The 12,767-nt window shown below is 39.9% G+C and carries 9 protein-coding genes and 1 pseudogene; 7 read left to right on the top strand and 3 right to left on the bottom strand.

Going from position 1 to position 12,767, the window contains the following annotated elements:
* Positions 1 to 135 precede the first annotated feature (135 nt).
* Complete coding sequence (locus C4E06_RS09100; protein WP_107667789.1) at positions 136 to 1,215, top strand: RuBisCO accumulation factor 1; 1,080 nt, start codon at positions 136 to 138, stop codon at positions 1,213 to 1,215.
* A gap of 45 nt (positions 1,216 to 1,260) precedes the next feature.
* On the opposite strand, the gene C4E06_RS09095 is transcribed toward C4E06_RS09100, so the two are convergent.
* Positions 1,261 to 2,736 carry a Rieske 2Fe-2S domain-containing protein gene (locus C4E06_RS09095; RefSeq protein ID WP_198648453.1) on the bottom strand — a complete coding sequence of 492 codons (1,476 nt, stop codon included), beginning with the start codon at positions 2,734 to 2,736 and terminating at the stop codon, positions 1,261 to 1,263.
* Between the two features lie 338 nt (positions 2,737 to 3,074).
* Between C4E06_RS09095 and C4E06_RS09090 the strand changes: the two genes are divergently transcribed.
* Positions 3,075 to 3,593 carry an SH3 domain-containing protein gene (locus C4E06_RS09090; RefSeq protein ID WP_107667788.1) on the top strand — a complete coding sequence of 173 codons (519 nt, stop codon included), beginning with the start codon at positions 3,075 to 3,077 and terminating at the stop codon, positions 3,591 to 3,593.
* Positions 3,594 to 3,804: 211 nt separating this feature from the next.
* Here C4E06_RS09090 and C4E06_RS09085 read toward each other — a convergent pair whose 3' ends face one another.
* Entirely contained in the window at positions 3,805 to 4,668 is an 864-nt protein-coding gene (locus C4E06_RS09085) for a phosphoribosylaminoimidazolesuccinocarboxamide synthase (RefSeq protein ID WP_107667787.1), read from the bottom strand.
* Positions 4,669 to 4,699: 31 nt separating this feature from the next.
* Here C4E06_RS09085 and purC point away from each other — a divergent pair, with 31 nt between their 5' ends.
* From purC to C4E06_RS09070, 3 genes and pseudogenes are all read left to right on the top strand, one after another.
* Positions 4,700 to 5,431, top strand: coding sequence for a phosphoribosylaminoimidazolesuccinocarboxamide synthase (gene purC / locus C4E06_RS09080; RefSeq protein ID WP_107667786.1), 732 nt, complete (start codon positions 4,700 to 4,702; stop codon positions 5,429 to 5,431).
* A gap of 653 nt (positions 5,432 to 6,084) precedes the next feature.
* Positions 6,085 to 8,375: pseudogene (locus tag C4E06_RS29520) on the top strand (BamA/TamA family outer membrane protein).
* A 204-nt stretch (positions 8,376 to 8,579) separates the two neighbouring features.
* Positions 8,580 to 8,924: a hypothetical protein gene (locus C4E06_RS09070; RefSeq protein ID WP_107667785.1), complete on the top strand. Its 345-nt coding sequence runs from the start codon at positions 8,580 to 8,582 to the stop codon at positions 8,922 to 8,924.
* Between the two features lie 69 nt (positions 8,925 to 8,993).
* Here C4E06_RS09070 and hslO read toward each other — a convergent pair whose 3' ends face one another.
* On the bottom strand, positions 8,994 to 9,893 hold the full coding sequence (gene hslO / locus C4E06_RS09065; protein WP_107667784.1) for an Hsp33 family molecular chaperone HslO: 900 nt from the start codon (positions 9,891 to 9,893) through the stop codon (positions 8,994 to 8,996).
* Positions 9,894 to 9,976: 83 nt separating this feature from the next.
* Between hslO and C4E06_RS09060 the strand changes: the two genes are divergently transcribed.
* Both C4E06_RS09060 and C4E06_RS09055 read left to right on the top strand, forming a co-directional pair.
* Positions 9,977 to 11,191, top strand: coding sequence for an ABC transporter ATP-binding protein (locus C4E06_RS09060; RefSeq protein ID WP_107667783.1), 1,215 nt, complete (start codon positions 9,977 to 9,979; stop codon positions 11,189 to 11,191).
* Between the two features lie 131 nt (positions 11,192 to 11,322).
* Positions 11,323 to 12,522, top strand: coding sequence for an SGNH/GDSL hydrolase family protein (locus C4E06_RS09055; protein ID WP_107667782.1), 1,200 nt, complete (start codon positions 11,323 to 11,325; stop codon positions 12,520 to 12,522).
* The last annotated feature ends 245 nt before the right edge of the window (positions 12,523 to 12,767 follow it).

Below are 12,767 nucleotides of genomic sequence, written 5' to 3'. Positions count from 1 at the left end.
TTTTAGTTGAGCTAGATAAAACCATTAAGTTAACCGTTCGCTTTTGAGATATAATTAAAATCGTAGGTTATGGGTAAAAAATATGTGCGTCTACAACCCAACTCCTCAACAAGCTTTATCTTAACAACATAGTCGATGAACCATCACCCCGAAGAAACATCACCCCAACTTTCTGAAGAACAAGCTCAAGAATTAATGCGATCGCTTCTCCACAAGGAAGGAACCTGGGTAGACTGGGGAAAAACTTGTCAACAGCTACAAAAAGCAGGCTATAACAGTCAAACCATCTTTGAAACCACCGGTTTTCAGGCCAGTCAACAAAATTTGATTATCGTCGCTGCCCAAGTCTACGATAGCTTACTTAATACAGAAGTTTCTGAAGACCTGTTAAGCTACTATCGCGGACCCAAAAGCGATGTTCTCTACGAACTGCGGATCTTAAACCAAACTCAACGGGCGATCGTTGCACAGTTAGCGAAAGATAAGACTTTAGACGCAATCGAAGCCAAAGAAGTGGCTAAAACCTTTCAAACCTTCTCTTTAATGCCTCAACTGCCCCCAGGGTTTACCCTTCATCCTGGAGACGCAATGGCTTATCAAGCTTGGAAACAAGCAAAACAAAAAAAAGACCTTCAAGCGCGAACCCGTTTGATCGCGAAAGGGTTAAAATATGCTTTTTCTAACACCGCCAGAGAAGCCATTGAAAAATTGCTCAGTGACTTTACAGTAACCCCTGAACGTAGCGCGCCGTTAATGCCCCTCTATCGCGTTCAAAACCAAGAAGAGATATCCCGCCTCGTTCCCTTGGCTGGAACCCTTCCCTTGAGCAAAAATGAGGTGTTAGGCGTGGAAAAATTAGAGATTATCAGCCCATTTAACGCCATCACTTACCATAACCCAGGGTCTGTGGTTCCCCTCCCCAGTTGGCAAGCTGTCTTAACAGCAGTTGATCCGGTGGCTATTTTATGTCAAAGCGATCGCTTACCTCAGTCTTTAACCGGCAAACCAGAGCAAGTGTTAGTCTTAATTGATCGCCAACAAACCAACTGGGATGATCAGAGTTATTTTTTAGTCGAAGCAGCAGACGAGTTAACCTTTCAATGGTTTCCTGAGCAACCCTCTACTCCCTTATTAGGTAAAGTTATTATTGTTTTAAGACCTAAAAAGATTTTTGATGAAAATAACTTATTAGAACCCTGGCAAATGGATGATTAATAGTAGGGTGGGCAATGCCCACCTTACAGTAATCTAATGATTGATTTAATCGTTATGATGATGTTCAAATCGATAGATATAAAAAAGTCGGCTCAATTTCTTTAAATAATAACCGATTACAGCCAAAGCGATCGCCCCTAATACTAACAGCCAAAAACTCAAAGGAGGGGCGACCAAAAACCCTGTAGAAATCTCTTGTTGCGCTATATTTCTGCTATCAACTAACAGAGCCAAAAATAAACAAATTCCTGAACTAATAAAACTAAAAACCGTTAACCGATTAATATTTTTCAGAGCATCTTGACAGATTTTACAGTCTTTTGTGTGAGTTGAATAAATATCAAATAGTTTGTCTTTATCGGTTTCTATGGGAGGTAAATGAGGAGCACAACTAGAGTCCCAAGGAATACCCCCCCCGGCTCTTTTTTCTAACCAATTACGAAAGGTAACAACCATTTTATCTTGAGGGTTAGGGGTATAAACTTTATCAATCCATTTCCCTGTCTTTCTTTTAGCAATGATCTTTTCTTGTTGATGTAAAAAGACTAAATCTTGATGAACAAAAAAGGAACTAAAAACATGACCTAACCAGTCAGGAATCGGTAAACCTAAAATAGAAAATCCCCCTGGTTTTTGTCCTTGCTCATTTTTCACTAACACTTGACAACTAATTTGACGACACCATCCCGGACGAGTAGGAATGGCGTATAAAACTAATATTAATTGTCTTTGATCATTAGAACTTAACTCAATACGATGATGACAAGGAGGCTGAAAATCTTGGATTCCTTGATCAAAATTAGTGTCAATCGGAGGAATTCCAAAGGAAAACCCTTCTTGAGTTGAAACCTTCCGAATAGGAATCATATCATAATATTTAGCATCAGAATAACGATCGCCATAGAGGCCATGATGAGACACAGGAACATGGGCCGGGTCCATGACATTTTCCATATAAAAATCCCATCCAAAAGGTAAATCTCTTTGATACCAAAATAACTTGATCACTCGGTCTGATTTATCTTCTAATTCGGGAATAATACGAGGTTGTCTTAACTCACTTTCTACGTTTGCTTCTTCTCCAGATTCTCCCCAAACCCAGATTAAACCTTGTAATTCTTTGACGGGATAACTAATCGCACAAGCTTTAGAATTAGCGCAATTTTTAGCCTCGGTTGCTGCATCTTTTGACTGAGGAATTTTAACACAATTTCCTTCTCCATCAAATCGCCAAGCATGATAAGCACAGAGTAAAGTCCCATCTGACTCGATTCTTCCTTCCGATAAAGGTACGAGACGATGGGGACAAACATCATCAAAACACCGCCATTTATTGTTTCCATCTTGCCATAAAACCAAGTCTTTTCCTAATAGTTGAATTTGATGAGGATAAGACCCATCAAGATGATCAATAACCGCGACAGGATACCATTGTTTTGTCCACTGAAATGTCTCTTCTTCTTGTTGATGAAATAACTTTTCTTCACTGATAAGATTCGGTTTTGATTCTGAGGCTACCACGATAACTCCTTACATTTAATCACAAATCTATATATGTTTTAACATAATTTAGAGTTTCGCTGTTGTAGAGTTAAGATAGACTCAATTAACAGTCCTTGATTGGGCTAAGTGATGAGTTCAAGAAGTCAGAAGTCAGAAGTGTGAAGTCAGAAGTATCAATTAGTGGGAGATTGAAACTCACCACTAATTGAAGACCGCTAAAATAAATTTGTAGCGGGGGTCTTAAACCCAATTTCTACGTCTAGAAGTAGAAAGTCTTTACTAAAAATTATTAGAAAAAAAACTTCTGACTTCTGACTTCCTACTTCTGACTTCGAGCGAAGCGATAATTTCCTTAAATGCTGAAGATTAGTCAATTAACTCTAATTAGTTTAACTCTATTACTGAGTCATTTATTTTTTAGGTTTGAAGATAAACAGATCATCGCACAACCGATTAACCAAGCGGTGGTTTTTGAGCCCCCTTCTAATGTTAGAATGACTCCAAATGGTAGGATTATTTGCTCTGTCAATCAAGTTAAACCCATCAATATTTATGGGTCAGAAAATGGTTGGTATGTAACGGATGCTTGTGGACAAATGGGATATATTCATCAAAGTCAAATTCGTTTACAAGCTAATCAACCAACCACAATCAATGAAATTTTTTGTGAAGTGATTAATATTAGAACAGGTCAACTCGCTTTGCGTTTTAATCCTAATGGAGAATCAAGAGCCGGACTCAATAATGGCAATATCGTTCGCTTTATTGATCAACAAAATATTTGGTATAAAGTCAAAGTTATTCAAGGACCGAATGCTCAAATTAATGGTCTAGAAGGTTGGGTTAATTCTGGTTATCTTTCTTGTTATGATTAAAATGATTATTTTGACAAAAGTTTAGTAAAATAGAGACAAAACGAATAAGTTTTGCCTAGCATTTACGTTGTATTGATAAAGAAAATTTAACCCGTCAAGGCTAAGTTATTGACGATAATCTATATCGAGATGATCTAAGGTGACAACCACTTGATTTAATCAAACTTGATCAATATAAAATTTAAGGTAGAAAAGAAGAATTAAGTAGAAATTATTCTGAGTCAAAGTTTCTGAGACTCCCTTCATTATCGATGACAACGTAGTTATAGTTCGGTGATGCTATCTGAAGATAGTTTTCTAGTTGATTTTTGTCATAATCAACAGGAACATTAATTTCAAAATGGCCTTGTTCGGGAACCCAAGCGATCCACCAACCTTCATTAACTAGATCGTAACCAATGGTTTGCCAAAATTGTCGTCGAATCTGTTCTTCTTGTTGTGACTCAATAGAAACATTCACTCTTCTCCAAGACGGTTGACCTGCATTACGTAACATTTGAGGGGTGATATCACTTTGTCCTACTTGTGAACGATTTCGATAGATTAGGGTTTGATAATAATAACTAAAACGTTCTTTTTCCGTCAGCAGCGTCAAGCGAGTACAACCATCATAGGGAACAGAAATAAGACGACCATCCCTTGCATAAACTCGATAAGGGGAAATAGTCCCCAAACCTCGATCTTCTAAAGCAGACTGTTTTTCTTCAGGGGTTAGAAACTCAAACCAATTGTTGTTGTACCCTAGTTTAAGCGGTTCTAGAGCTTGCTGCTTTTGTCTCCCCGTTAAAGTAGCAAACGCCTCTGTTAAGGTAATAGCATCATCTTTTAGCTCAGCATAGATAGGGTTTTCTGCCTTGAGTTGAGGCCATAAACGTTCCATGATCGGTTGTACCAGTGTTAAACTAGCAACGCGATCATTACAATTGGCCAAAACAACGGGAACCGAGATCATGAACTCTAGTGCTAGGGTTTTTAAGGTAATTAATAACTTCAACCCATGAAACTGGGTTATTGGCTGCTTTTTCTGACCTGTTGTTCGGAAATTGTTTAAATTAAAAATAGATAAAAGCATCATTTTCTGACTCATTAGACAATAGCAAAATATTATGGAAAAATTGTACGAAGGCAAAGCAAAAATTCTTTATAGCACTGAGAATGCCGAAGTGCTGTTAACCCATTTTAAAGACGATGCGACTGCGTTTAATGCCCAAAAACGGGGAACCATTGCCGAAAAAGGGAAGATGAACTGTCAAATAACAGTCGCCTTGTATAAATGGTTAGAATCCAAAGGCATTCCCACCCACTTAATTGAACAATCCGCCGATGATCAAATATTAGTCAAACGAGTCAAAATTATTCCCATTGAAGTGGTGGTGAGAAACATTGCAGCCGGGAGTTTATGTCGCCAAACTGGGTTAGAAGAAGGCTATCAATTACCCTTTTCTTTAGTGGAATATTATTTTAAAAAAGATGAATTAGGCGATCCTTTATTAACCCGCGATCGCCTTTTAATTTTAGAATTAGCCACAGAAGAACAACTCAAACAACTACAAACCCTAGCCTTAAGTATTAACCAACATCTACAAGAATTATTTACCAGTTGTCAAATTACCCTAGTAGATTTTAAACTCGAATTCGGCATCGATACCCAAGGACAAATTCTATTGGCCGACGAAATCAGTCCAGATACCTGTCGACTGTGGGATCAAAAGGAAACTGATCCCCAAAAGCGTGTGATGGATAAAGATCGGTTTCGTCGAGATTTAGGACAAGTCGAAACTGCCTATCAACAAGTTCAAAAGCGAATTTTAGACAGATTAGCTTCTGATCAAATCTAGAGGCGATCGGAACAATTTGTGATGGGGATAGTCAGAATAATGGGTAAGATGGATCGGCTGTTAGACAAGCTGTTAGCTATTAGTTTAAGTTAACCATCAGCAACGGATAACAGTAAAAACGCTATAGCTTGATTGGGTGTGTGGACGTGTCAAACCAGAGTAAAAAGTTCCATTTTTCTCCTTTATTGGGGATTATTCTGACAACAACAACGGTATGGGTAACAGATGACCCTGTTAGGGGCCAAAATGTCCCATCAGTGGCCAGTATCAAAGACCCAGAAGGGACAACTTTTGAGTTGATGAGAGACTTAGGGGCCAATGAGGCCTCAACCGTGGTTGATCCTTACCCCCAAGTGTCTGCTATCAGAGAAGGGGTGCGATCGCATGAGAGGGGTTCAGTTTCTTCTACTCACTCAGTCACAGAACAAGCAGCCGCAAGAGACTTCAATGAGGTTATCATCTCCGATCCCTGGTTAGATGAGTCCTCAGACACAGTTGAGTCCTATCCTAAGGTTTCTAGCCTTAAAGAAACGACAGACACCCCTGAGATAACTTCTGTCGAGTCTGATGATTCTGGGATCTCAGATCCCCAGTTAAACCAGTCCTCAGATACAGTTGAGTCCTATCCTAAAGTTTTCACCTTAAAAGAAACCATAGCCACCCCTGAGATAACTTCTGTCGAGTCCGATGATTCTGGGATCTCAGATCCCCAGTTAAACCAGTCCTCAGATAGAGTGGAGTCCTATCCTAAGGTTTCCACCTTAAAAGAAACCATAGCCACCCCTGAGACGGCTTCAAAGGCTTCTGTAGAGTCCGATGATTCTTTGAGATCAGATCCTCAGTTAAATGAGTCCTCAGATAGAATTGAGTCAGATCCTAAGGTTTCTACCTCTGAGAATCTCTCTGAGCCAGACACAGCCATTTTACAAGAACACAGAACCTTAACAACGGCCAACGGTTTCGGGGATGAATCCTTATCACCCAGCAATTTAGACAAAGCGATCGCAGCCGAATTAACCACAGAGCAAGAAACGGCACAAGAAACGACCCCTGCTCCTGAACCCCCAGTGGTTCCAGTCCCTGAAACCATTCCTCCCCCTGAAACTGAAACAGAAGAAACGGAAACCACAGGAGAAGAACCTCGGGTGTTAGTGGTGGAAGTGGTGGTTGAAGGAGCCGGCCCAGAATTAGAAGACTTGGTGTACAACACCATTCAAACCCGACCCGGTCGAACGGCCACTCGTTCTCAACTGCAAGAAGACGTTAACGCCATTTATGCCACTGGTTATTTTGCCAACGTTGAAGTCACACCATCCGACACACCTTTAGGGGTAAGAATTAGTTACAACGTAGAAGTGAACCCCATTTTAGAACAAGTGGTGGTGAATACCGTTCCCGATGTTGAAGATCAACGGGCCTTACCCCCTGAAAAAGTAGAAGAAATTTTTGCCGATCAATACGGCGAAACCCTCAACCTTCGAGAACTCCAAGAGGGGATCAGAGCCATTAATGAATGGTACGCCGAACAAGGGTTTGACCTAGCGCAAGTGATTGGTTCTCCCGAAGTCAGCGAAGACGGAATTGTCACCTTAGTCATTGCCGAAGGGGTGATCGAAGATGTGCAAGTTCGTTTCTTTGATGCTGAAGACGAACCCGTAGACGGCAGAACCCGTGATTTTATTGTGACCCGTGAAATGCAGTTAGAACCGGGAGATGTCTTTAACCGTAGAACAGCACAATTTGATTTACAACGGATTTTTGGCTTAGGACTGTTTGAAGATGTGCGTATTTCCTTTAGTCCAGGGGAAGATCCAGAGAAGTTATTGTTAATGTGGATGTGGTCGAAGGAAACACCGGATCGTTGGCCGCAGGAACCGGGATCAGTTCTAGTAGTGGACTGTTTGGAACCATTAGTTATCAAGAACAGAATTTAGGAGGAAATGCCCAAACCCTCGGCGGAGAGGTGCAAGTCGGGGAACGGGAATTACTCCTCGATGTCAGTTTTACCGATCCTTGGATTGCGGGTGATCCTTATCGTACCGCCTATACGGTTAATGGGTTCCGTCGTCGTACCATTTCCCTCGTCTTTGATGGGGATGACTCTTCGATTAGAACCCTGAACGGATTTGATAGTCCTAGGGTGATTCGTACCGGGGGAGGGGTTTCTTTTGCCCGTCCTTTAGCTGACGATCCCTTTACCAAACCAGACTGGCGACTGACCGCAGGGATTAACTATCAACGGGTGCAAATCGAAAACGCCGACGGCGATATTGCCCCCCTATCAGCCCCTCTGAATGGTTTCCCTGAACAACCCCTATCCTTTAGCGATTCGGGACGGGATGACTTATTAACCCTGAGTTTTGCTGCCGCCCAAGATTTTCGCAACAATCCTTTACGTCCCACCAGTGGCTATGTTCTGCGCTTGGGTGTAGAACAAACCCTGCCCGTGGGATCAGGAAGTATTGCGTTTACTCGTTTACGGGGAAATTATAGTTATTATATTCCCGTGGATTTTATCGATTTAGGGTTTATTGAAGAAGATCAACCCAAACCCCAAGCCTTAGCGTTTAACGTACAAGCAGGAACGGTATTGGAAGATTTACCCCCCTATGAAGCTTTTGTGATTGGGGGTAGTAACTCCGTCAGAGGTTATGCAGAAGGGGAACTGGGCAACGGACGGAGTTATTTTCAAGCCACGGCAGAATATCGATTTCCGATTATTCCTGCGGTTGGGGCTGCGGTTTTCTTTGATTATGGTACCACCATTAAATCTCAACGGTCGGTTCGTGGGATTCCTGGGGTAGTCCGAGGTTTACCCAGTGATGGTTATGGTTATGGCATTGGGGTGAGAATTCAATCCCCTGTCGGACCGATTCGGGTTGATTATGGCATTAATGATGAGGGAGATTCTCGCATTCACTTTGGTATTGGGGAACGATTTTAATGTGATTCACCTAATCGAATGAACTGATTAGAGGAAGATTGTTAATAAATGACCCTTTTATAATGACATTATTGGCAGATTGAATCTAGGTGAAACTTAGATTTGAGCTAGGTAGAACACTGATGACCTCGTTAGAATTAAACCGCTCATCACAGCGATTGTTTTTCTAACTTTTTAGACAACTTATCCTTGATAGAACTCACTATGAAACATCTTATCCTTGGTGGCTTATCCTCCGCTTTATTAGCGACTATTGTAACCCCTGTTATGGCTTCTGAAGAAGTGGCAGCTGTTAGCAATTATCGTAACCAAGCGACCTCAAACTTATTGGCAACTACTTTAGTAGAACTAGCTTATCAAGGTTATTTTTCTGATTTAGGAATTCCTGGCCATCTGGGTTTTATTCATGGTGTGGCAGCCAATAAAATTGATGCAGAAACCCTCATCGAAAGTGCGATCGCTAAAGGAAGACTGAATAATAATGCTCTATCAAATCAAGAGTATATTTCTGTTGTGGACACTGCATTACATGACGTTGCTTTTCCCTAGTTTTCTAAAAAAACCCTTCTCATGAGTGAGAAGGGTTAAGCATTTTGATAAAAAAATAATCAACTAAAACTAAACTGAGTCTGCCCGTAAATCTTCAATTAATTGGGCTAATTGGTCACTATTGGCCTGATAAACTTCGCCACAAAATTCGCAGGTTGCTTCAGCCCCATCATCCTTTTCAATCATATCTTGTAACTCAGCTTCTCCTAATAGTTTTAAAGCCCCTAAAACTCGATTAAAAGAACAACGGCAATCAAATCGTAACATCTGAACTTCAGGGAAAATAACTAACCCTAAATCTCCTAATAATTCCTCTAAAATATCGGGTAATGTTTTTCCTTCCCTTAACAAAGGGGTAAACCCTGAAAGCTTACCAATACGAGATTCTAAAGTAGCTACTAACTCTTCATCTCTGGCTGCTTTGGGCATGACTTGCAATAATAAACCGCCGGCGGCTGTGACTCCTTGCGCCCCCACAAATACCCCTAATAACAACGCTGAGGGGGTTTGTTCAGAGGTGACTAAATAATGGGTCACATCGTCTCCGATTTCTCCTGAAATTAACTCGACGGTACTCGAATAGGGATAACCATACCCGATATCTCGCACCACATAGAGGAACCCGTCTGAACCCACTGCACCCCCTACGTCTAACTTACCGACGGCGTTAGGAGGGAGTTCGATGCTAGGGTTAGCCACATAACCCCTTACGGTTCCGTCTAACCCGGCATCTACTAATAATCCCCCTAACGGACCGTTTCCCTTAACCCGGATGTTGACACGAGATCCTTCTCGTTTCATGCTAGAAGCCAGTAATAAACCGGCTGACATGGTCCGTCCCAAGGCCGCAGTGGCAACATAGGAAAGTTGATGTCTTTGTCTTGCTTCTTCTGTGAGTCGGGTAGAAATTAGGCTAACCGCCCGAATACCCCCATCGGCTGCTGTTGCGCGTATAAGTTGATCCGCCATGAAAACCCTTACATTTCTTGATATATTTTTTCTTATCTTAATCAAACTGTACAATATCAAACAAACGGTTCTAGTGTATTAACGTGGCCAAAGTTACTTTACAAGATATCAATAAAAGTTTTCCTCAACGCGGGGGAAACTCAAAGGGGGATGTAATCAAAGTATTACACCAGATTGACCTAGATATAAAAGACGGGGAATTTATGGTGTTAGTCGGTCCGTCGGGTTGCGGAAAAAGCACCCTTTTACGCATGATTGCTGGACTAGAAACGGCGACATCGGGGGACATTTGGGTAGGGGAAAACAATGTCACTCAGTTGCCACCGAAACAGCGAGACATTGCCATGGTGTTTCAAAATTATGCCCTTTATCCCCACCTCAATGTTTACGATAATATTGCCTTTGGTTTACGTCGTATGAGTCAAGGGGGAAAAGAAGGGAATAAGTCTGCTTTGCCAGGGGAACTCAAAAAAGGTTTAATGGGTTTAACTAGGGCATTTCCTAAACCATTTCGTTACCATTCAGCAACAGAAACCAGTATTAATCAAAAAGTTCACCAAGTAGCTCAATTATTACAATTAGAAGCTTTATTAAATCGCTTACCTAAAGATTTATCAGGGGGACAAAAACAACGGGTTGCTTTAGGACGGGCGATCGCTAGAAATCCTCAAGTTTTTTTGATGGATGAACCCATGTCTAATTTAGATGCAGCTTTACGGGGCCAAACTCGTTCTCAAATTGTTCAATTACAGCGCAAACTAGGAATTACAACGATTTATGTCACTCATGATCAAATAGAAGCGATGACCATGGGCGAGCGTATTGCTGTTATGAATCAAGGAAAAATTCAACAGGTTGCTTCTCCTTTAGAATTGTATCATCATCCGGCTAATTGTTTTGTAGCAGGCTTTATTGGAACCCCGTCAATGAATTTTTTACCCGTTAAAATTGAAAATTTTTCACAAATTAGTTACCGTAATTTTAGCTTGATTATTCCTCCCACCTGGAAACCTTATTTACAAAAACATAATAAAAAATCAGCTATTTTGGGGATTCGTCCTGAACATATTACCGTAGAAAATTCTAATACAGAACATTTACAAGTTAAAGTCAATTTAGTAGAAAATTTAGGTAATGAAATTTATTTATTTACAGAAACCTTAGATGAAACACGGTCTCAAATAATTGTTCGTCTTTCAGGAGAAAAGTTAATCAAAATCGGTGAAAAAATAGGGTTATCTTTTAATGCAGAAAAAATTCATCTTTTTGATAGTCAAACTGAACAATCTTTATTATAGTATTTCTCATATTCGTGAGATAGACAGGTGATCGCTTGAGAGGAGTCAAGAATCAGGAGTCAGGAGTTAAGTGTATCTCATGAGTCCAAAAAATACTATATCAATTATAAAAACAAAATTTATTAAAAATTATGTCTAAATCAAACAAATTAAAACAACTCAGTGGTAATCTTTTGTTAGGGTTAGGAGGGGCAATTTTTGCTTTAATGATTGGAGAAATTGCCCTAAGAATAATGGGTATAGCTTACCCTAGTTTTTATCAAGCTGATCCCCATCGTGGCCACGCTTTAATTCCAGGAGTATCAGGGTGGTGGAAACATGAAGGAAAGGGATGGGTATCAGTTAATACAGATGGATTAAGAGATAAAAATTATAGTAAAGAAAAGCCTGAAAATACCTTTAGAATTGCTGTTATTGGTGACTCATTTGCTGAAGCAATACAAGTTAATGCAGAGGATACGTTTTGGTCACTGATGGAAAATAAATTACCTCAATGTCAAAGGTTTCAAAATGAAAACATTGAAGTGATTAATTTTGGAGTGGGTGACTATGGTACTGCACAAGAATATATGACTTTAAAACATCATGTAAGTCAATATTCTCCTGATTTAGTAGTTGTAGCTGTTTTTACGGGTAACGATATTATTAACAACTCAAAAACCTTAAGTCCTGAGGATAGATTTAGTCCTTTTTTAATTAAAAATGAGGGAAAATATGTATTAGATTTATCCTTCAAGGAAACAGAAACCTATCAATGGCGTAATAGTTTTACGAGAAAAGCTATTTTTTCAACCATTAATAATTCTCGTATTTTACAATTACTCAATGAAACAAGAGTGGCACTCAAAAAGAACCGTCAATTATTAGGAACTGAAACAGAAAGTCAAAGTCAAGACGCACTTCAATATCTTGATTTTACCCCAGAACTTTACAAAAATAGCGATCCCAATTGGCAAGAAGCATGGAATATTACAGAAGAGTTAATTAAATTGATTCAACAAGAAACAAAATCCATTAACTCAGACTTATTAGTAGTAACATTAAGTAATCCTGCTCAAGTTTATCCGGATACTGCTTATCGGGAACAATATTTTGCTCAAGCAGAAATCGAAGACCCTTTTTATCCAGATAAACGGATTGGGAATTTAGGAAAACAACAAGGATTTGAAGTGTTAACCTTAGCTCCTTTATTTCAATCCTATGCTGATGAGAATAACACCTTTTTGCACGGGTTTGAAAACACGTTCATGGGGAGTGGCCACTGGAATGAATCAGGCCATCAATTAGCCGGTGAAATGATCAGCAAAAAAATTTGTACAACGGAAGATTAAAGATTATGATCGAGTTAGTGGCAAAAGTTATTTATCGTTGTAATCTAAAACATAAGTAAATGTTACTAACTCATTGTTTGATCCCTGCTGTATCATTAATGAAGAGTAAAGTCGATCTTCGTGATCCCCGTAGGGAAAATTCCTTGGTCAGAACAAGCCAAATGGATATAACATAGTTCAAAGTATTTTATAAAAAGAAGATAAACACAACTGAATCGATGATGTTGTCTGTTAACAATCAAAAT

The sequence above is a fragment of the Cyanothece sp. BG0011 genome (assembly GCF_003013815.1).
Classification (GTDB): Bacteria; Cyanobacteriota; Cyanobacteriia; order Cyanobacteriales; family Microcystaceae; genus Crocosphaera.
The sequence above is the reverse complement of the archived record's forward strand: the minus strand, read 5'-3'. Positions and strand labels throughout refer to the sequence as shown.